14 protein-coding genes are annotated in these 21,642 nt (G+C 40.6%); 5 read left to right on the top strand and 9 right to left on the bottom strand.

Translation table 11 applies throughout. The features are described from left to right. Positions 1 to 2: 2 nt before the first annotated feature. The 4 genes from CWD91_RS14650 to CWD91_RS14635 all read right to left on the bottom strand — a co-directional run bounded on the left by CWD91_RS14650 (position 3) and on the right by CWD91_RS14635 (position 7,776). Complete coding sequence (locus CWD91_RS14650; RefSeq protein WP_103441702.1) at positions 3 to 2,846, bottom strand: DUF1549 domain-containing protein; 2,844 nt, start codon at positions 2,844 to 2,846, stop codon at positions 3 to 5. A 251-nt stretch (positions 2,847 to 3,097) separates the two neighbouring features. After that, positions 3,098 to 3,382: a hypothetical protein gene (locus CWD91_RS14645; RefSeq protein ID WP_103441701.1), complete on the bottom strand. Its 285-nt coding sequence runs from the start codon at positions 3,380 to 3,382 to the stop codon at positions 3,098 to 3,100. Between the two features lie 641 nt (positions 3,383 to 4,023). After that, positions 4,024 to 4,995, bottom strand: a complete 972-nt coding sequence (locus tag CWD91_RS14640) for an NAD(P)-dependent alcohol dehydrogenase (protein ID WP_103441700.1) — start codon at positions 4,993 to 4,995, stop codon at positions 4,024 to 4,026. A gap of 447 nt (positions 4,996 to 5,442) precedes the next feature. Next, entirely contained in the window at positions 5,443 to 7,776 is a 2,334-nt protein-coding gene (locus CWD91_RS14635; protein ID WP_103441699.1) for a helix-turn-helix domain-containing protein, read from the bottom strand. 409 nt (positions 7,777 to 8,185) lie between these two features. Between CWD91_RS14635 and CWD91_RS14625 the strand changes: the two genes are divergently transcribed. Together CWD91_RS14625 and CWD91_RS14620 are read left to right on the top strand one after the other, a co-directional pair. After that, complete coding sequence (locus CWD91_RS14625; RefSeq protein WP_103441697.1) at positions 8,186 to 8,806, top strand: CatB-related O-acetyltransferase; 621 nt, start codon at positions 8,186 to 8,188, stop codon at positions 8,804 to 8,806. Between the two features lie 212 nt (positions 8,807 to 9,018). Further along, positions 9,019 to 11,070, top strand: coding sequence for an alpha/beta hydrolase family protein (locus tag CWD91_RS14620; RefSeq protein ID WP_103441696.1), 2,052 nt, complete (start codon positions 9,019 to 9,021; stop codon positions 11,068 to 11,070). Between the two features lie 156 nt (positions 11,071 to 11,226). Here CWD91_RS14620 and CWD91_RS14615 read toward each other — a convergent pair whose 3' ends face one another. The 5 genes from CWD91_RS14615 to CWD91_RS14595 form a co-directional block, all read right to left on the bottom strand. Continuing rightward, entirely contained in the window at positions 11,227 to 12,534 is a 1,308-nt protein-coding gene (locus CWD91_RS14615; RefSeq protein ID WP_103441695.1) for a Gfo/Idh/MocA family protein, read from the bottom strand. A gap of 60 nt (positions 12,535 to 12,594) precedes the next feature. Continuing rightward, complete coding sequence (locus CWD91_RS14610; RefSeq protein ID WP_103441694.1) at positions 12,595 to 13,659, bottom strand: dihydrodipicolinate synthase family protein; 1,065 nt, start codon at positions 13,657 to 13,659, stop codon at positions 12,595 to 12,597. Between the two features lie 29 nt (positions 13,660 to 13,688). After that, positions 13,689 to 14,705: an NAD-dependent epimerase/dehydratase family protein gene (locus CWD91_RS14605; protein ID WP_103441693.1), complete on the bottom strand. Its 1,017-nt coding sequence runs from the start codon at positions 14,703 to 14,705 to the stop codon at positions 13,689 to 13,691. 3 nt (positions 14,706 to 14,708) lie between these two features. After that, entirely contained in the window at positions 14,709 to 15,902 is a 1,194-nt protein-coding gene (locus CWD91_RS14600; protein WP_103441692.1) for an Nramp family divalent metal transporter, read from the bottom strand. Positions 15,903 to 16,298: 396 nt separating this feature from the next. Next, complete coding sequence (locus tag CWD91_RS14595) at positions 16,299 to 17,888, bottom strand: FMN-binding glutamate synthase family protein (RefSeq protein WP_103441691.1); 1,590 nt, start codon at positions 17,886 to 17,888, stop codon at positions 16,299 to 16,301. Positions 17,889 to 18,686: 798 nt separating this feature from the next. On the opposite strand from CWD91_RS14595, the gene CWD91_RS14590 reads away from it, so the two are divergent. The 3 genes from CWD91_RS14590 (at position 18,687) to CWD91_RS14580 (ending at position 21,599) form a co-directional block, all read left to right on the top strand. Continuing rightward, positions 18,687 to 19,913 carry a site-specific integrase gene (locus CWD91_RS14590; protein WP_103441690.1) on the top strand — a complete coding sequence of 409 codons (1,227 nt, stop codon included), beginning with the start codon at positions 18,687 to 18,689 and terminating at the stop codon, positions 19,911 to 19,913. Beyond that, positions 19,914 to 20,090 carry a cation transporter dimerization domain-containing protein gene (locus tag CWD91_RS14585; protein ID WP_103441689.1) on the top strand — a complete coding sequence of 59 codons (177 nt, stop codon included), beginning with the start codon at positions 19,914 to 19,916 and terminating at the stop codon, positions 20,088 to 20,090. Between the two features lie 69 nt (positions 20,091 to 20,159). Then, positions 20,160 to 21,599, top strand: coding sequence for an amidohydrolase family protein (locus CWD91_RS14580; protein WP_103441688.1), 1,440 nt, complete (start codon positions 20,160 to 20,162; stop codon positions 21,597 to 21,599). Positions 21,600 to 21,642 lie beyond the last annotated feature (43 nt).

Raw genomic sequence — 21,642 nt, 5'->3', positions numbered from 1 at the left:
TGTTAGTATATAAATTGAAATTCGGGCGAAATAAACATCGACCAAAACAGGTCTTGCAAAGCCTCTTCTTTTGAACCTGTCTGCAATGCATTGAGCATTATCCCCTTTTCCTTATCTGTTGGATTTCTACCCAATGTTTTTTGGTATAGGTTGAGCACTATTTGTTCGTCCTTATCCCCATACTTTTTAAGCCATGCCTCTGCCCCCTCCTTAAGTACGCCATTAAAATACTCTCCATTGGTCAACTCCAGAGCCTGTAACAAGGTAGCCTGTTCATCTCTTGAGGTGGCTACATTTTCCCGAGTAGGCCTGCCCATCACCTTCATAAATGGATGTTGCTTTACTAGGCTGGCCCTGGCAAATTCCCGCTCTGTATTTTCAAAAGTAAAATTCACCAACTTGTCCCAGTTATTTGATCCATAATTACGGACACCTTGCCAATCGCTGTCATCAAATATTAATCGTACCCATTCTCCTTTCGGTTGTTTATCAGTGCTTTTCCATTTATCATTGGAGGTAACCAGCATTTCCGATCCATCTTCAAATTGGATTTTCATTGAGAACAGGATACCTGCCGGATTGGCAATGCTTCCCTCATTAGTTCCCTCTATAGCCAATACATTTTCACCTTCAATAAGCTTGTCCCCAACCTCTAACCTGTCTACTTTTCTCCAATCCGTTCCCTCCGAAATTATTTTACCATTGAGATACAGGGTATAGGAATGGTCTACGGAAATCAGTGCCTTTGCTGTCTGGATTTTTTTCCCCGTTAAATTGAAGCCATGTCGGAAATATCTCGTTCCCGGCTCGGGCAATACATCACGATCAAACTTAACTTCCCTATGCCAAACCCTGTTATAAGGCAAACCTTCATTATTGGGGTCATATGCCGCCGCATAATACATAGGGGCAACTACCTGGCTAACGGCATCCGAAAATTGCTCTGCACTTAATCGCCTTAGGATCGGCCCATTAAATACGTACCCTTTTTTCAAATTCTCCTGATTTTCCATGCGGGTAGACTCCAATTGATAGGCCTTGGACGTCATTATCATTTTCATTAAATATTTAACATCAAACCCAGAATTTACAAAATCAGCGGCCAACCAATCCAACAAATCGGCATTCCATGGTTCATTGTCCATTTCGTCTACGGGTTCAATAATCCCTCGTCCCATAAAACGTTTCCAAAATCTATTTGTGATAGTTCTGTACAACCTACCATTCTCGGGCTTTACCATGACCTCTGAAAGCAATAGCAATCGCTCCTTTACACTTTCCGCCTCTACCGAGCCCAATTCCGGATATAGAAAATTTACTTCGGCCATTTTCCCAATGGGCATATCGCATCTATTTAATTCCATAATGGAATCTGCAAAAATAGAGGCAAACCCATAGGATTGCTCCAAAGTAAGATTGCTTACAAAACTGTTATGACAGGAAGCGCACTTTACATTGACTCCCATTAAAGATTGACCAATGTTTTGGGCGGCCTGCATCTCGGTGCGTTGACTGGCATTGACCAAGCCCCGCCATTTAATCCCATTGATAAACCCCTCCGATTCTTCACTTGGATTTATCAATTCCTTGACCATAATATTATAGGGCTTATTATCCATTAGGGAATGGTACAACCAATCTGTAATCTGTTTACGACCACCCGTTATAAATCCGGGACCACTATAATCATTCCTGAGTATGTCATTCCAAAAACTCAACCAATGCTGGGTGTAATTATGCTTATCTCCCAACAATTCATCTATAAGCTTTTCTCTTTTCCCCTTATCGCCGTTGTTTACAAATTGATCTATTTTATCTGGCACGGGTAGCAGGCCAAGTATATCCAGGGAGGCACGTCTAATAAATGTTCTGTCGTCCACCACCTGGGGCCATTTCAACCTATTTTCCTTAAAATAGACATCCATAAACTTATCTATGGGATGTTTTTCATTGCTAGTCTTGGGAATATCGGGCATTGACAAGGCCAACTCGGCTTCAGGAAAAATCTTAAGCGCCCCATCGGACCATTTTGCCCCGTTTTTGATCCATAATTCGATCAATTTTATTTCATTGCTCTTCAAGACCTTTCCCTTCTTGGGCATTACTTCGTCATGATCCGGAGGAAGACTTATTCTTCGGAACATCTCACTCTCCCCCGGCTTACCTTCTACAATAATTGGACCCGACTTCCCTCCTTGGTAAACCCCACGTTTGTTGTCCAATACCAATTCGCCCTTTTGCTTATTTTCACTATGACATTGATAGCAATTATGTGCTATAATTGCTCTTACACCAAGATTAAGATCTTCTTGTTGAGCTTCGGACAGTGAATCCAACCCCTTTAATTCCGCCAATAGTACCGTGGCCTTTCCATCGTCATAAGAATCCTGATTATGCGGTAAGACACTGGTTAAATAATCTTCCCCATGTGTAAGACTCGCCCCCAAATGACCGGCGACAACCAGCAACAGTACAGTTGCAAACAGTCCAAACCTATAATAGCCATAATGGGCAAGTTTACCTCTTAATGTATTCCGCAACAAGAACCAGGTAATGGCGGCAAAAACTGCAGTTGCAATACCCACATTCTGATGAAATTGGACCAAATCACCTACATAATCTTCATGGGTACGAAGCAGCCAGCCCAAAACGGCAGATAGCACAGCAAATATAGCTCCCAATGCGACCATCCAATTAATACCCTCCCTAAGCCCTTGTCTTTTGCCTCCAAGAGTAGAAAATTCCAAAAAAATGGCCACTACCAATAAGCCAATCGGAAAATGTACCACCATAGGGTGAAAGCGTCCCAACAACTGAAATATCCAGTCCCACGAATTAATATCCATAGCAGCAAATTAATATTTTTCTGAACGCCAATTTTATGGTAATTGTGAGGTTTACAGTTCTCAACATAATTTTATACCTATTACATTTATTTTCTTCTAAGTTAACTATTCAATTTAAAAATGCAATACCATTTGATACTGTTATTCACAAAAAAAAGCAACCATCTTAGGTTGCTTATACTAATAATTTCCCTGCTGTATTTGCCAGTCCATGATATAAATAACAACTTGGACTGATTTGGCAGGGAATTCTATTTTTTGGTTTTTTTTATGCTGTCCACTTCTTTTCTAAATCTCAAAATCATTAAACTATCCAGTTGACCACCAATGCTGTCCCTCATAGAGGACCAATTATGGGAATTCATATCACCAGCATACCTCATTATCTTATTAAATCTAGCCACATTAAACCTATTGGCTTTCCATGCGGCCTTAGTACTTTCCTGATGCTTTAAATCCTGCAAGTAAATACCGACCACAAAAGCAACTATAACAAAACCCAATACCATTAACCAACGGGCGGATGTTTTAGACATATTCCGAATTTAGTTTAAACAATAAAATAATCCATTTGGACACAACAATATATTTACGTAAAAAATAGCATCCATGGACCCTTAACTATAAGAAACTTTCCTATGACCTGAACATCTTAACAACAAGCGCTACTATACAAACTTGGAAACTACCAATACCAATACAATAACCGCAAAGGCTCCGCTAAATGTCAATACAAGGTCAATTAAATTAAATTTCTTTTTCATCACTTTATTTTTTATTGTTTTCCATAGTCATCACCATAACACTGGAGAGGTATCTAATTTTGATTGGGTATTCCTTGGTTTAAATTTTGGATGTGCATTATAATGGCACGTACCTTAACCTAAAGTTAGTGTAGATTGATCGAGTTTCAAAATATCAACGTTCAACGCTAACAAACCTTGGATAAAATGTAGATTTGGCTTAACAACCAACTGAAAATGATATAATCCACTTTTTTAAATGCCCAAAAAATACAATCCTTAATGACCATTAATTTAGTAGAAACGTTAATGGATTTTTTAGTGGCCAATGCCCATGGGGACCTTTAAACCTAAAAAATGACTTTTAAAAAGTATGCTGCTATTTATACTATAAAAACGCCCAAGCCCGGAGAAAAATTGAAAGTCACCGCTTCCTATAGCTTTATAACCACATTACCTTTTTTATGTCCTGTATCAACATACCTATGTGCAGCTGGAACTTCGTCCAAGGAATAATATTGGTCAATGACCACCTTCAATAGATTGTCTTCCAAAAGTCCGACAAGGTCCGTTAGCATTGCACGAAGTTTTGGAACCGCCAAAAGACCAGTGGCTGAAAATTTTGCCTTTTTACTGCCAAATATAGCAGTCCATAACATCTGAAATAGTAATGGAAAACCAAGTACTGGTGAAAGGTATATACCGTTTTTCGACAGTATTCGTTTACATTCAGAAAACGAACTCTTACCCACAGTATCAAAAACAATATCGTAACAATTCCCCGTTTTTGTGAAGTTTGTTTTGGTATAATCTATAACGTAATCAGTCCTAAGAGACTTTACCATCTCCAAATTGGAAGTACTACAAACAGCTGTCACCTCCGCACCATAATATTTGGCCAACTGTATCGCAGCCGTACCCAAACTTCCAGAAGCACCATTTATAAGCACTTTTTGACCACTTTTCACTTTGGCTACCTCATTCAAAAAATTCCAGGAAGTCAATGGCCCATCACAAATGGTTGCGGCCTCCTCGAAGGATATTACATAGGGCTTTATATTTAGCAATCCATCCTCCGGCATGCATAGGTATTCTGCATTGCTGCCCTGTCCAAATACCGATTCGCCAAAGACATGATCTCCCTTTTTAAAGAGACTGACCTTTTCACCAATAGATTCAATTATCCCGGAGAATCCGGTGCCAGCTATAGGATACTTAGGCTTTGTTAAACCAATAAAAAGTCTGCCGTACCACGGACTCCCCATCCGCATCATCGTATCTGCGGTGGTTACACCGGCCGCCTTTACCTTTATCAAGATTTCATTATCCTTGGGTTGGGGTTTCGATATTTCCTTAACTTTTAAAACGTCGGGAGAGCCGTACTTAGTAATTATGATTGCTTTCATTTTTTATTTTTTTTATGGTTTACATACGAACTTCTAAATCTATTTTTGTTTACATTTCCTTCACACTATCACTATGTGTCTACATTATAATTATTGATATATCAGATACTACCAATTCTAGAGAATACACCCTGCTGTATGCCCCCATCACAATTGTTGACTTGGAGAATCTCAATCTTGCTTCAAAACTCGAAACTGGAATGTCCAATTCACGGCTTTCGACGAAATCCGAATCCACACTAGCATGAAGTAAATAAAATGGTAATCAGGATTGCTAATTGGATTACTACCCCTATGATATATGTTCCGTTCATATTAACATAAAATTTAATTGATGGCATTTTTGTCTTAAAACCCAAAATTCTTCTGGCGATAAATGGGTTTTATTTGTGACAAAGATGAAAGAAAAGGGGTTACTAGTCGTTCGGGTTTGGAAATCGGAACCTTTTAAGCGACAGTTTTTTTCCAATAGGCCCTAGGAGTTGTGCCCATCGTCTTTTTAAAAAAGGTATTGAATACGGTCTTGGAATTAAAACCACTATCGTATGCCAGAGCCAGAATGGTGAGGTTTCTTTGGGAGGGGTCCGCTACTTTGGCTTTAAAGGTTTCCAATCGGTAGGTATTAACAAAATCCGCAAAGTTCTTTCCATATCCCTCATTCAGCAGCTGGGATAAATGATTGGAAGGAATTTCCATCATTTCAGCCAAAGCCTTAAGAGTGAGGCTGGGATCCAGGTAAGGCTGTTCGTCCAACATCAGCAAATCCAATTGATTTTTATATTTCTTGATCTGTGTTTTATTGATCAGGGATTTTTGATACTTCCTTTTACTTGTCTCAAATTGACTACCCTCCCCCAAAACTTCCCTTCTAAGTACCTGGAAACGTGACATGCCATGAAAGGGCTTAAGTATTGGCTCCACAAATAGGTAGATCATCATTGGTAATCTATTGGCAATACCCTTTTCTATTAACTCAAAAGTTTCCGATGTCCTGCCCAAAAGTGCATTACATAGAATGAGCAAGTTTAATGCCCTACCCATTAGATCCGTTTCCAAAGCAGCTTCCAGTTTAGCAATTTCCTTTTCAGCTTGCTCTTTCTTCCCCATAACAGCATAAGCCATGGTTGTTCCTCCCAACCTCATCACATCTTCGGTTTCATCCTGAGGAAGTTTCTCAAAAAAGGCCAATCCTTCCTCGCCTTTTCCCATTAACAAAAGTGCCTGTCCCCAATACAAAGTGGAGGTTTTAAAATCCGATTTGAGCTCTACAGCCTTTTCAAAACTAGTAATGGCCCTATCATATTTTTCTTCGCAGTAATCAATAAACCCTTTGAGGTGATAATTAACGGAGGAAAAAGGATCAAGCTGAATGGCCGTTTCAATATATGTTCTTGCCGCTGCAAATCTGCCTTCGGCTACCAAGGTTGATGCCATACTTGGATAATACTCAACTATGGGACCAGCTTCATACACTTTGTTCAAATGCCGATAGGTTCCTTGTAGGTCCCATTTTTGAATCAAGGAGGCATAGGAAAGGTGTAATTGACATTCGGGCAAGTTTTCATCCAATTCCATAGCCTTGTCCAGAAAAGGCTGACCTTTGGCAAAGGCTTCAGGTAAAGGAACCAATCCTATTGTTCCCAAAAGGGTATACGCCAGATGCATCCCTAAATGGGCCAGTGCAAAATTGGGCCAATCCACTATAATATTTTCCAATATTGAAATCCCTGTTTCAATATCTGACTTGCCCATCTTTAGAATATGATACCTACTTTTTAAATAGCCTTGATAAACATCGACCGGTATTTCTTGGTCTTGGACCAGTTGTTCTTCAATTTCAAAATGGCCTATATGTTCCCTAAGCCTTTCCGCAATAAGAAGGCTGATTTCATCTTGAACGGCAAAGACATCTTCCAAGGGCCGATCAAAAGTTTCGGACCAAAAATGATAATCGTCCTTTACATCGATCAGCTGGGCAGTTATCCGCATTTTAGTGCCCGATAAACGCACGCTTCCCTCCAAAATAGTGGATACATTAAGTTCCTTACCTATACGTGAAATAGGAAGATTAACATTTTTAAAGTGAAATGAAGACGTTCTCGAGGTCACTTTTAGCCCCTTAATTTTTGCCAGGGCATTAATGATTTCCTCTGTCATTCCGTCACTGAAATATTCGTTATCAGTGTTGGAACTCATATTCACAAATGGAAGCACGGCAACTGATTTTGCCTCCTTTTGGGGAATGCCCTTTAGTTCAAAACTTTCAGGAATTTTTATTCCTTTGTTGGTTACGGCAAAGACTTCAACAGGTTTTGAGATATTCTTCAACTTAACCTTCCCAAGGGACTCGGTTAATACGTGTGGGTGATTTTTAAGTTCGTCGTTCAGTTTACCGGACAGAAGTATTGAACCTGCAACCCCTAAACTCTCTATGCGTGAGGCTAAATTTACTCCGTCGCCATAAACTTCCGTTCCATCAAAAACAATATCTCCTATATGCAGCCCAATTCGAAGTGGTACCAGGTTTTCCTTCTGTAATGCCATTTGAATATCTATAGCACATTCCACAGCCTCCAATCCACTTGCAAAAACACTTAGTGTTCCATCCCCATAATACTGAAGGATATCCCCATGATGAACCTCATGATTTTTTTTAAACTCTTGCCTATGCAGTGTCCGCATTTTCACCGCAGCATTTTCATCCCTTTGCATTAAGGCCGAATAACCAACAATGTCCGTAAACATTATAGCGACGATACGGCGGTTTTTTTTGCTAGACATTGGAAAAAAATCTTAAGCGGTTTATATAAATTGGGAATCAAATCAAAAATACAATAATTTATAAAAACCATTTTCGGTATTAGTTTTAAAAAAGAAGTTAACTGTACTTTGGTTTTCCATGGATTAATTTTGTAGTTCGCACTTAGATTATTTCCCAAAACAAAAAGAATTTTTACCCTTATAATACCGTTTGGGCATTTTGTTTTTGAAACTTTACTTTTTAATATATTTGTAATAACAAGGATCATTCTTGTCAACTTCCGAATTTATGGACTCTTTCGTAATCGCTTCAATTGGCTTAATTTGTGGATATGGAAATTATTTCAAATTAAAAAACTATCATTTCAGCATTCCCTTTTCAGTTTTACGGTAGGTATTTTAATTAGTTATTTATCAAATTTTTAATGTTATGAACGCACCTGATAAAAACGATCCATTTCCATTGGAAAATTACGATCGACTCTGCTTTTTAAAGAATATTGTGAAGAGCCCTAATATTGTAGTAGGTGATTATACCTATTACGATGATTTTGAGGATGTGTCCAATTTTGAGAGAAACGTCAAATACCATTTCGACTTTGTTGGTGACAAGCTTATTATTGGAAAATTCTGTATGATTGCCTCAGATGTAACCTTTATTATGAACGGGGCCAACCATTTGAGCAGTTCAATTTCCTCTTACCCATTCGCCATTTTTGGCAAGGATTGGAAACATGCGATGGATGGAAAAAGCTACCCTTCCAAAGGAAACACAGTTATAGGCAATGACGTTTGGATTGGCTACAAAGCCACCATTATGCCGGGAATTACAATTGGCGATGGAGCAATTATAGCCAGCAACACCAAGGTGGTAAAGGATGTAGAGCCCTATAGTATAGTTGGGGGCAATCCGTCCAAATTGATCCGCAAACGTTTTTCAGAAGGGGACATTGCCAAATTATTGGAACAGCAATGGTGGGACTGGCCCATTGAAAAAATAACTGCCAATGTCCAAAATCTTACCGGCACTAACTTAAACCTATTGTTTTAAAATTTCCATACCCAAGGATTTCCAGGTTGTTTCTTTTTGATTTACAACTTTTTAGACATCTTATTCAAATTCATTTGGTAGTATATTTTTATATATTGTAAGTAAAGTGTATTGAAATAAAAAACTACAACAAATCTAGTCAGTAGCAGAAATCGTGAATCTAGAGTGGATGGATGCAGCAGTTTAGGTTAAAAAAGTAAAAACACAATTCAATGAAAAGTCAATCTATTGTAATCCTTCTTTCTGCATTTTGTTCAATGTTGACATTCCCTCAATCTTTTGGGCTTACAGTTGATCCTAACTTTGATCAACCAAATAACATTCGTCAACATCTGTGTAAGGTGGCCAGCAATATTACCCGTAATTCCTTAAATGATATTAAAAATTTGAAGGACTGGGAGGCTGTCCGCGAGGAGAGGCACCAACAATTTATTGAGATGTTAGGGCTACAGGGAAAGCCCCTTCAAGGAAAAAGGTCTCCCTTAAATGTAACCAAAACAGGAAGCATTCAAAAAAAGGGATACCGGATCGAAAAGCTATACTACGAATCTTTGCCCGGTCTATATGTGCCCGCCAACCTCTATATTCCCAATGGAATCAAAAAACCAGTGCCCGCCATTTTGTATGTTAGTGGCCATGCCCATTCCCAAAAATACAACTATCAAGCACATGCCAAGAATTTCGCTGAAAACGGCTTTGTGTGCATGATTATCGAAACCATTCAAAGAGGAGAAGTAGAAGGTGAACATTTAGGGCAAGAATCGAACGGATGGTTCCATTGGTATAGCAGAGGCTACAATCCTGCGGGGGTGGAAGTATGGAACGGCATTAGAGGCTTAGATCTATTGTCCGCAATGCCGGAAGTAGATAAAAATAATCTGGGCGTAACCGGCATTTCTGGAGGTGGCTCCCAAAGCTGGTATTTACCAGCTGCCGATCCACGAATAAAAGCTGCTGCGGCCGTGGCAGGCGCAAGTTCGCTTGAAGGCCAAATAGCTCAAAAAACAATCGATGATCATTGCGACTGTATGATGCCGATCAATACCTATGGCATCGACTTCTCCGACATCGGTGCATTGATTGCACCACGACCATTTATGATTGCACAACCAAACCGTGACCTATACTACTCCATCGAGGCAGTCCATACGCTGTTCAATAAAACAAAACCCATTTATTCCTTTTACGGAAAGCCAGAAAATCTGATTATGAAAGATGCGACTGGGGGACATAGTTATGGATCGAAGGAAGAACTGCGACCAGAAATTTTATCATTCTTTATAAAAGAATTAAAAGGAAAGAAGGCAAAACCGGAAGCCCTTATTAATATTGACACCACCAAGGAACTGTCGGAGGAAGAACTAAAAGTATATGTAAATGGTGTGCCAAAAGACGATAAAACGAAAACTATCCAAAATTCATTTGTGGAGTTGGCCTCACCGCCAGAAATTAAAACGGTAGAACAACTGGATTCCTATAGAAACAGGGTTAAGTTTTTTTTGAAGGAAAAAACGTTTGGTGCATTTCCCGACGAACCCGGACCGCTGGATATGCGATTGGATTTTAGGTCTTCGAGTAAGTCGGGAGATGAACGAAAGGACTACAGCTTTGTTTCCGAGGAAGGATGGCGTTTGAAGGTTTCGATGCAAATAGGGCAACGGAGGGATAAGGATCAACCGCTTCTTTTGGTCTTGAAAAACCCTAATGAAGAACGTTATGCATCGGAAGGATTGGCCAGTGGTCTGGACGAAAAAATGATCGTTGCCTATTTCGAGGCACGGGGCATCGGGGACACGGGCTGGTCCGCATCACAACAATGGCATATCCGGAGGGCAGCAGCTTGGACGGGAAGAACCATCGCATCAATGCGTGTCTATGACGTGCTTCGCTGTTTGGAAGCCTTGCGAAGCATCCCAGGTGTGGATACCAACAACATTAGTATTCTAGCGCAGGACGAAATGGCGGCTATTGCCCCATATGTCGCCATGTTGGACGGTAACATAAAATCACTTTTGCTTAAAGACCCCCCAGCGACCCAGAATGTGCCCAGCGACCCAACTGGCAAGGGCGAAGCCATAGAAATGCTCAATTGTTTGAGAGTGACCGATCTACCGCAAGTGGCTGGTTTGCAATTTCCCAATGAATTGGTTGTTATCGGCAATCGGCCTAAAACCTACGAGTGGATCGAAGAACTTTATATGAATTTGGATAGGCCTGATGCCTACAAATCAATTCAAAAAGTATCTCAATGGGCGGATGATTAATTTTAAGTAATGCCCTTAATGATTCTACCATTAGGATTAACGCATATGACACTAATATCCCCGCCGCTTCTTTCAGTAGATGCTTCAAAATGAAGTTTAATATCTGATTAGAAATTATTGATTTCTTCGGCACTACAATAAACAAATCCTTTCATTCTACAGCACCCTCACGCCCGGCTTTGGTATGGCATAATTACCATCTTCCAAGGGTGCATTGGACATTCTCATATCCCATGACATTGGATCTGGGACGATACCGAGATCGGAGGCCTTGGCCTTATCCAATTCTATGATTTGGCCGGACTCTATTGCCATACGGCCCATAATCGTGGTCATGCTGCTTTCGGCACCGAATTCAACGTTGTTCACATAAGGTTTGGATCCCAATATCGCGCCGATAAACACATCTTGTTCAATCTGTGAAGACGAAGGGTCGTCCCTATCACGGTATCGCCAAAGCGCATTTCCCCGATTATCGAGAAACTGATAACGCTCATCGGCCCTAGCTTTGGTACCTTGAACATTGAACCCCATTCGATTGGCGCAATTGTCCATTTGTCGACATTGTACGTGTAATTTAGAGCCATCGGCATATTCAAACTCCACATAATGATGATCAAATATTTCCCCATGATCTGGGCCTTCCAGCATTGCCCTTCCTCCCATTCCACTTGCTTTTATGGGGTAACCCTGTTTTATCCAGTTGATTACATCGATCTGGTGTATGGCCTGCCCAGCCAACTGCCCTCCCCAAAGCCAATTAAAATAATGCCAGTTACTGATCTGGTACTCCAGCTCTGTCTGGCCTTCCTTTCGAGGGTGTACGGTGGCTTTGCCCACATTATAATACACATCGGCAGAAAGCACGTCTCCGATTTCCCCTGAATGTATTTTTGCTACCATTTCGTTCATGGCAATTTCGTACCGGAACTGCAGACCTACAACAACATTTAGCTTTTTGTCTGCCGCCTTTTTTCCCGTTTCGATTATTTTACGATAGCCAGGGCCATCTACTGCCAACGGTTTTTCCAAAAACACATGCTTTCCTGCATCTATGGCATGTTGAAAATGTTGGGGACGAAATCCCGGCGGGGTGGCCAAGATGACGGCATCACACTCCGCAATAACCTTCTCAAAAGCATCCAACCCCAAAAATTGACGCTCTTTCGGTACAGCTACCTGATCGGCAAATTTGGTGGTTACCTGTTGAAGGCTATTATCGAGCTCATGCTTGAAAACATCACCCATAGCCACCAGTTGTACGGATTTTGAAGCGGTCAAGGCCTGAAAAATAGCTCCGGTTCCTCGGCCACCACAACCTACCAATCCCAATTTAATTATCTCCTGCCCCATTACGTTGGCACTTGAAAATATCGGTAAGTGGCTGAAGACCATACCGGCTGCTAGCGTTTTGGCCGAGGTCTTTACGAAAGCTCTTCTGTCGGTTTTATTTAGTTTTTTCATAAACGCTATTTTTTATTTTGATTCTAACTATACTGAAATTTAAAAGTTGAAACAATACAACTAATCCTCCATCCATTTCTCAATATTAACCCTTATAAACTCATCATCATTCAGTTCTGGGTAATCACGGTAAACGCGATCAATTTCCTCCTTTTGTCCTAGGGAAAGGCCTTCATTTTCATCCAGGCACCATATGCCCTTTAAAATTCCTTGTCGGTACAATACCTCGTGAATGCCCGCGATACATCCATGAAAATTATTGGCGGCATCGAAAAAAGCGGCATTTGAATCGGTTACGGCCAAGTTCAAGGTCAATAGTTCCTTTGGCAAGTTACTTCCACTCTTTTTTACTTGTTTTATCTTGTCGAGCAGTTCAACGGCCTTACTTGTCCAGACGGCCCAATGACCGAGCAATCCACCAACTATCTCTTTGGTTACAGGTTTATTATTGACACTGAACTTATAGGTGGTCAATAGATCATTGACTATATTATCATCGTTGCCCGTATAAAGGGCGATGTCATCGCATCGCGACGATTCACAGACCGCCCTGACCACTTCCAAGGTCTGATAACGGTTGAATGGGGCCATTTTTATGGCGTGAACATTCTTTATTTCGGCAAAAGCCTTCCAAAAATCAAAACTCAACACCTTCCCTCCTACCGCCGGCTGAAGGTAAAAGCCGAATACGGGAATGACCTCGGCAATCTTTCGGGTACGTTCCAAAAGTGCCTCTTCGGGCCAATCGCCCAATCCGTTTGTACTGACCAGCACAATGTCATACCCCAATTTAGCACATATTTTGGCTTCCTTGATTGCTTGTTCGGTATTGCCACTTACCCCGGCTACCTTTATGAAGGGTTGGGTTAGATTCGCCTTGTCGATTTCTTCAATCGCCAAATCCAACACCCTTCGGTACAATCCAATTTCAGGATCGCGTATCTGGAATTGGGTGGTATGTACGCCAATGGCTATGCCACCTGCACCGGAAGCTATATAATATCGAGTCAAAAGGCGTTGCCGAGCTTCATCCAACTTACGGTCGTTGGTAAGGGCCAAAGGATGGGCCGGAATCACTGTTCCTTCATCTAATAATTCCTTTATTTTTGGATCCAAATCTTTCATTGTTTTGAGTTCCTTTAGAGCAATAAAGTTTAGAAATTCCCTTTTCGCTCTTGAAAATGGGTGGGTTTGCCAATTTCCTTTCCTCCAATTTTTATCCATTTTACCGTCATCATAATCATTTCGTTTAGGGTAACGAAAGGCTTTCCGAAAAGTTCGAACGAGCGCGAAGCATTGTTCAACAAGGCCGTTTCGGCTGGCTGGTTCTCAAAAATCGGTTTTTTTTCGAAATGTTCGCCGAATTGTTCGGCAAGCCATTTCACCGATATGTTTTCCGGACCAGTAATATTTAATTTATTGACCGGGGATTCGCAATGCAATAGGCTTCTGATGGCATACTCGTTGGCATCGCCCTGCCAGATAACATTGACATGACCCATGCTCAAATCGATGGGCTTTTCGGAAATCACTTTTTTGGCGACCTCCAAAAGCACACCGTATCTTAAATCCAGAGCATAGTTCAAACGGTACATTAACATTTTGGTGCCGTTCCTTACCGAAAAATGCTCGAACACCCTCTCCCTACCTAAACAGGACTGGGCATACTCCCCGATCGGCGAAGGTCTTATGTTTTCCGTTGCGCCACCGCTTTCGATGGGCATAAAGGGATAAATGTTTCCAGTTGAAAACACAACGATATTGGAGTGTTTGTATTTCTCCGACACCCTTCCCGGAAGATAGGCGTTCATCGCCCAGGTAAAATGCTCGTTGCCGGCAGTCCCGAACTTATTACCTGCCATATAGATGACATTTTCGGAATGGGGCAGGCCATTTAACGCGGCATCGTTCAATAAATCTACCTTATAACATTCTATTCCGAAATCGGAAAGTTCGTTGTACATTCCTGCGTCTGAAAACCGCGAGGCCCCCATTACTTTTTTTGATGTCCCGGACTTATCTAGGGCCCTTTTCAGCAATTTAGCCAAACTTGGACCCATTTTTCCTCCCAGACCCAAAATCATAATATCACCTTGGATCTTCGCAACATCCTTGATCAGTCTTTCCGAGGGTTCCGATAATCTAAGCTCAAGTTCTTCTACAGTTTGCATAGGCTATTTCATAAAAAGGTTATACCCATTGGCCAAGGCCAAAAATAATAAAATCAACCAACCTATAATCAGCAAAACCTTTAGGACAATGCCCAATTCCATCTCTTTTTTTGCCGATTTTACAAAGGCGATCAAAAGCAACAACAGCCCGATCAAGGGTGATACGATAACGGTAAGGCCCTGAGCCACAATAATAAGTTCAATTGGTAAATTGCCGAAGACAATCGCGACCGCAGCACCGATTACAATGACCAACATAACCATCGCACGCACTTTTATCGATTCGAGTTTCATCCCAAACCCCAGCGCATCGGATATTAAAACGCCACCCAAGGTGGCATTACCCAATAAGGAAGAAAAGGAGGCTGCAAAAAGCCCCAACATAAAGGCATTGGAGGCATTGGACCCAAAAATCGGTTCCAATGCCATTCCCATTTCCGTGGCGCTATTGACCGCTATACCCTTGGGAAATAAAACGGATGCACCAACCAAGAGTACGGTAGAAGTAATTACTCCCAATAAAACAATCCCAGTAATACCTTCCCTTTCGTGGGATCTTGATTTGACTTTTGTCCATCCTTTTTCCTGTACCAGATAAGATTGGTAAAAGGCCCCGGCAATGGAAAAACTGGATGCCACCAATGCTAAAGCGAGCATTTCGGAACCGGTCGGAATTTCAAAAATAAATTGTTTTCCCAATCTTGAAAGATCCGGATTAGAAATGATCAAGGTAAGTACAAAGGATACCAACATTAAAATGACCATACCGATCATTACTTTTTCAAGAATCCTATAAAAGGTCTTAAAAAACAGCAAGAAAATAGCAATGGCCGATATTCCAATGATCCATGGGGTTGATGACATGGACAAGGTCTCACTAAAGACCATTCCCGCACCAATGGAATTTCCAGCTTGGAACGAAGCTGCTACCAAAAAGAGTCCGACCCCGACCACAACTGCAACCCAACTACTGTATTTAAGGCGTATCTGTTGCAGCAATGAAATCTCAGATGAAATTCCTATTCTTGTGGAAACAACTGTAAACGCACCCATGAACAAAACGCACAACGGTACCATCCACAGCAGTTGATATTCGTAGTTCGCACCGATCTTGGATGCCACAGCCAAACTGCCAGGACCCAAAACCATGGCTGCCGTAATAAAGCCAGGGCCAATAAATTCGAATATTTTTTTCATTTTTTAAAGGAAATAGAATTTATTTAGCGCAATACATTCTAACAGAGCTCTAGGTATTTTTTCACTTCATGCACATGTATGGAGCCTTCCGGAAAATCATAATTCCATGTCATCTTATCCGGAAAGTTATATTTTTTATCCCGCATAATCTTAATATTTCTGCCAAAGTGGTATCTACCAGGCTCCAAGGCATAAAATCCAGACCATTTTCAGGAGATTTCCAAGGTATCATCTGTTAGGATGTGCTTAAAAGTTGCTTGATAATTTACCTTAGTGTTGATAGTAGAGTAACTGCGGCTGAATAAAACATGACCAGCCTATAACACATTTAAAAATATTAAACGGCTAAACAGTTTTTATAAGGCTGGACATATATAGGTTAACTTACAAGACGCATTACTTCATTATCCTTGTCAATTGAAAATATCTTTGATAGTTTTTGGGAATGTCCGCAATATCCAATAGGCAACCTTCCTCCATATAAGGGTAAATTTCATCATAGGTCTTCACAATGTACATCCCCACCCTCTTGCTAATATGTTCGCGCCTTAAATCCGCTGGACCATCCAATCCTGCTGCTGCAATCAATTCCAGAAAACTATGAATAGTGGCTTCATGATAATTTTTCGCCCTTGGCGCTTTGTCATCCACCACTAGCCCTTTAACAAGCGACCTGTTCTGTGTGGCAATCCCTGTAGGGCAAGTATTCATGTTGCATTGCAAGGCCTGGATACACCCGATGGACAACATCATGGCACGGGCACTGTTGCAACCATCGGCTCCCAGTGCCAATGCCCGTGCCATATGAAATCCGGTTATGATCTTTCCTGCCACGATTACTTTTATATCTTTTTTCAATCCGAAACCTACCAAGGTATCGTGTACAAAAATCAACCCTTCACGCAAGGGCATTCCCATTGTATTCGAAAATTCTACAGGGGCGGCACCAGTGCCACCTTCTCCCCCATCAACAGTAATAAAATCTGGAGTTATGCCTGTAAAGATCATGGCCTCGCAGAAATCCATGAATTCCTGTTTCCTACCTATGCACAATTTAAACCCGACCGGTTTTCCATCGGACAGGTCGCGCAGTTTTTTAATAAAATACATGAATTGAATAGGGTCGGAAAAAGCCGAATGCGACGGAGGGGAATGAACGGCAATACCAGGTTTTATATGCCTGATCTTGGCGATTTCCTCTGTATTCTTTATGGCAGGCAAAATTCCCCCGTGACCGGGTTTCGCCCCTTGCGACAGTTTAATCTCTATCATTTTTACCGAGGGTCGTAGGGCATTTTCACGAAACGTTCTTTCATTAAAAGTGCCATCGTCATTTCTACAGCCGAAATACCCGGTACCAATTTGCCAAATAAGGTCGCCACCGTATTTCAGATGATGATCGCTGATTCCCCCTTCGCCAGTATTGTGAGCAAAATTCCCCATTTCGGCACCCTTATTTAGGGCCATAATGGCATTGTTGCTCAAAGAACCGAAACTCATGGCCGAAATATTCAACAGGCTTGAAGAGTAGGGTTGTTTACAATCCTTGCCTCCGATCAGCAACCTGGGAAACTCCCCAATATCCTTTGGATTGTGCTTTGCGTACATCGAATGTTCCATCCATTCATATCCCGAGTGGTACAGATCCATCTGTGTACCAAAAGGTTCGGTATCTGTCTCGCCCTTCGCCCTTCGGTAGATCACCGACCTTAAAATACGGTTCAAGGGCCTTCCTTCGGTATCGGTCTCCACGAAATATTGCATGATCTCTGGCCGTATGGATTCCAATACATACCGAAACCTACCGATCAACGGGAAGTTACGCCTTATGGTATGGCGTTTTTGAAAGATGTCAAAAACACCCATCAATACCAAAGGCCCTACCAATATGAAACTCCATAAAATACGAGGCCAGAAAAGAGACATGCAAATGATGGCGATGACAATTATGGTTGAGATAAGAATAAAACGTTCACGGACTTTCATAGGAAGGCATGTTAGGTTAACAACAAAAATAAGAAACAGTATTGTATTGTTGAAGTCTAATATACATGCTTAATTAATAAGAAGTTTAAAATCAACCTAGCGTTTTTTGGGCCATGCAAAAAAATGAACAGAAAACGATCTTTGAGATAGTTTAATCTTACTATTATGTTTGCAGGCGCAACTTTTAAGATTGATCCGTTCAAATGCTCAGATAATCTCCGAGACTTCCAGCCCATGGCGGGACAGGCTTCTGGCCTCTACTATTTCAAAACTATCGACCACAAAAAAAGCCCCTCATTTCTGAAGAGCTTTTCACTAAGTACAGGCCATTCGGCTGCGCTCAGGATAAACTCCGAGACTTCCCGCCCGTGGCGGGACAGGCTTCTTGTCTCTCCCGTTTCAAAACCATCGACCACAAAAAAAGCTCCTCATTTCTGAAGAGCTTTTTACTCAGTACAGGCCCTTCGGCTGCGCTCAGGATAAACTCCGAGACTTCCCGCTCATGGCGGGACAGGCTTCTCGTCTCTCCCGTTTCAAAACCATCGACCACAAAAAAAGCTCCTCATTTCTGAAGAGCTTTTTACTCAGTACAGGCGGAGAGACTCGAACTCTCACACCTCACGGCACTAGATCCTAAGCCTAACTTTTTAGTCAAACATAAGATAACAAAAGAAATTAAATATCTGATTATAAAATATTTACAATTTCATTGGATATCAATTGTATCCATATGATATCATAAAATGTGTTACCCATGTGTTACCCCGATTGTTTATCTTTATAAAAACTTTTCGGATTATGGCAACTCTAAAAACAGTTTTACACACTAAAACCGACACAACAGGTAAGAAAGATTTTCGCTTAGCTCTGCGCCTCACCGTAAATCGAAAACGGAGTTATTACCATCTTGGCCAGAAACTAAAACCGGAGTTTTGGGATGAACGTGGTGAAAAAGTCAAAACCTCACATCCAAAATACAAACAGTTAAATAGGCTTATTAGGAAGAAATACGATGAAATTGAAGATATCATTTTTGATCTGGAAGCTTCAAGACAGAATTATACCGCTAAAGGGATAATAGATGCAATAAGAAAGAATACCAAAAAACTGACTTTTTTTGAACTTGCCGACGAGCATATTGAAGATTTGATCAATGCCAACAAACACAACAGAGCAATATCCGATAGGAGTAAAATTAACAGTATAAAGAAATTTGTTAAAAATCGAAACCTGACATTTGAAGAAATAGATGAACATCTTCTCAAAAAAATGAAAATTTATCTTCGCAATACTGCCGGCTTATCGGAGCGTTCTACAATGAACGTGTTGGTGATGATACGATTACTTTTCAACATTGCAGTAAGTAAAAAGATAGTGGATCGACAATTTTATCCATTCGGGAAAGACAAAATAAAAATAAAATACCCGCAGACCATTAAAATAGGTTTAGATGAAAACGAGATTCGTAAAATAGAAGAACTGGATTTAGATATTGGTACCTCCATATGGCACACTAGAAATGTATTCCTATTTTCATTCTATCTTGCAGGAATAAGAATTTCAGACGTTTTAAGGATGGAATGGAAGGACATTATTGGAGATCGATTATATTACAAAATGAGTAAAAATGATAAGGCAGATTCCTTAAAACTACCAAATCCCGTGATAGAAATTCTCGACTACTATAGTATTGACAAAAGACTTAAATCGGATTATATATTTCCAGATTTAAGTAATTTACCAATTAAGGATTCGAAGTCTATATACACTAGAATTAAATCTTCCATAAAAAGGCACAATGCCAATTTAAAAACAATTGCAGGACTTGCTGAAATAGATAAGAAAATCACCAATCACATTGCTAGACACAGTTTTGGTAACATTGCTGGCGATAAGGTTTCACCGCAAATGCTTCAAAAATTATATAGACATACTCATCTGAGCACAACAATTGGCTATCAAGGTAATTTTATTCACAAAAATGCAGACGAAGCTTTAGATGCAATCATTAATTTTTCGAAATAATTGATTATAGAATTTGATAATAATGGGTCAAAGTACCAAGTCGATTTGCATGCAATTGTCAATGCTGATATTTCGGTAAAAGAAGGCTACGATATTGCGCATAAACTCAAAGATACCTTGATAACCAAATTTTCTAACCTAGGAGGTGTGCTTATACATATTATGCCAAATAGCTAGGTAACATTACTTTTGAAATTTCCAACGTTGACCTGTCCTATCTTGGCAAATTAGTTAATTTCGCTATAAATGAACAAAATGAAATATACTACCTACTTATTATCGGGGCTGTTTGTCTCGTTCCTTATTTCCTGCAATTCAAGAAAAAAAGTCAACTACGATCTTGTCATTCAATACGCAACTATTGTTGATACCTATTCAGGAAACTTGAAGGAAAATCAGAGTATCGCCATAATTGCGGATTCTATTGCAAACATCATGGATGACGCTAGTGCTAAAACCTGGACTACTAAGAAGAAAATAGATGGCAGGGGCAAATTTGTTATCCCGGGTCTTTGGGATATGCACGTACATTTTGGAGGCGGAGACACTTTGATTTCTGAAAATAAGAACTTGCTGCCACTTTATATTGCCAATGGGGTAACGACTGTTCGAGATTGTTCCGCTGATATTAGTCCTTCCGTTTTTGAATGGAAAGCTGAAATCGAAAAGGGCGTACTTCTGGGACCCAATATTTTTTCATCCGGACCGAAAATAGAAGGAATCAATTCCATTTGGCCTGGTGATCAAGAGGTTGCCGATGAGACCGAACTTGAACTTGCCTTGGATTCTCTAGAAAAAGTAAGAGCTGATTTTGTAAAGATCACAGATAATGCCCTTTCGCCCGAACTTTTCGAGACCGCTGTAAAAAAGGCGCACCAACGTGGATTCAAAGTATCTGCCCATATTCCATTTAGCCTAAAGGCAACGGATCTTGCCAAACATGGAATGAGTACTGTAGAACACATGTCGTATTTACTGAAAGCGGGTTCTCCAGAAGAAACTTCCATTATAAAAAAGGTCGTCGCAAAGGAGTTGGACTATGCATCGGCTAATCGAGAACTGTACGATTCCTTCGATGACCAATATGCGCTTTCTGTTTATGAAGAACTCAAGAATAATAAAACCGCCGTTGTGCCAACATTAATCGGAAATCGGATTATCTCTTATTTGGACAAGGACGACCACAAAGGAGATGAACAGTTAAAATATTTGGGAAAGGGGCTGATAAAAACCTATGATTGGAGGGTACAAAGAGCCAATAAAGCCAATGAAAAAGAAATTGAAGAAAGAAAGAAACGATATAACAAATTGGTGTCCTTGATTCCAATCATCAAATCTTCGGGAATGGATATCATTGCCGGGACCGATGCCGGGTTTTTGAACTCCTATATTTACCCCGGTTTTGCGTTACACGAAGAGTTAAAAATATATGTTGATGGTGGATTAAGTCCTTTGGAAGCCCTACAAACATCTGTTATAAACGGACCAAAATTTTTTGGAATTTTGGATAGATACGGATCCATCGCACCTGGAAAGCAAGCGGATTTGTTACTATTGAACTCGAATCCAATTATGAACATAGAAGCGACCAGCGATATTTTCATGTTGGTAAGACAAGGAAACTTATTTTCGAGGCAAGAATTGGATGATTTATTAATTGATTTAAAAAAAAATGCAGGGCACTAACCCATCTCAATGAATAAAACTGCCTCAATTTGCCTTGAGGCAG

Origin of the sequence: Arenibacter hampyeongensis (assembly GCF_002909255.1) — a bacterium.
Lineage (GTDB): Bacteria > Bacteroidota > Bacteroidia > Flavobacteriales > Flavobacteriaceae > Arenibacter > Arenibacter hampyeongensis.
This window is presented reverse-complemented; position numbering and strand designations above follow the sequence as displayed.

Coding starts and splice junctions, on each gene's coding strand:
- CWD91_RS14580 (WP_103441688.1), top strand. CDS start 20,160: ATGAACAAAATGAAATATACTACCTACTTATTATCGGGGCTGTTTGTC.
- CWD91_RS14650 (WP_103441702.1), bottom strand. CDS start 2,846: ATGGATATTAATTCGTGGGACTGGATATTTCAGTTGTTGGGACGCTTT.
- CWD91_RS14625 (WP_103441697.1), top strand. CDS start 8,186: ATGAACGCACCTGATAAAAACGATCCATTTCCATTGGAAAATTACGAT.
- CWD91_RS14615 (WP_103441695.1), bottom strand. CDS start 12,534: ATGAAAAAACTAAATAAAACCGACAGAAGAGCTTTCGTAAAGACCTCG.
- CWD91_RS14620 (WP_103441696.1), top strand. CDS start 9,019: ATGAAAAGTCAATCTATTGTAATCCTTCTTTCTGCATTTTGTTCAATG.
- CWD91_RS14610 (WP_103441694.1), bottom strand. CDS start 13,659: ATGAAAGATTTGGATCCAAAAATAAAGGAATTATTAGATGAAGGAACA.
- CWD91_RS14595 (WP_103441691.1), bottom strand. CDS start 17,888: ATGAAAGTCCGTGAACGTTTTATTCTTATCTCAACCATAATTGTCATC.
- CWD91_RS14605 (WP_103441693.1), bottom strand. CDS start 14,705: ATGCAAACTGTAGAAGAACTTGAGCTTAGATTATCGGAACCCTCGGAA.
- CWD91_RS14635 (WP_103441699.1), bottom strand. CDS start 7,776: ATGTCTAGCAAAAAAAACCGCCGTATCGTCGCTATAATGTTTACGGAC.
- CWD91_RS14590 (WP_103441690.1), top strand. CDS start 18,687: ATGGCAACTCTAAAAACAGTTTTACACACTAAAACCGACACAACAGGT.
- CWD91_RS14640 (WP_103441700.1), bottom strand. CDS start 4,995: ATGAAAGCAATCATAATTACTAAGTACGGCTCTCCCGACGTTTTAAAA.
- CWD91_RS14600 (WP_103441692.1), bottom strand. CDS start 15,902: ATGAAAAAAATATTCGAATTTATTGGCCCTGGCTTTATTACGGCAGCC.
- CWD91_RS14645 (WP_103441701.1), bottom strand. CDS start 3,382: ATGTCTAAAACATCCGCCCGTTGGTTAATGGTATTGGGTTTTGTTATA.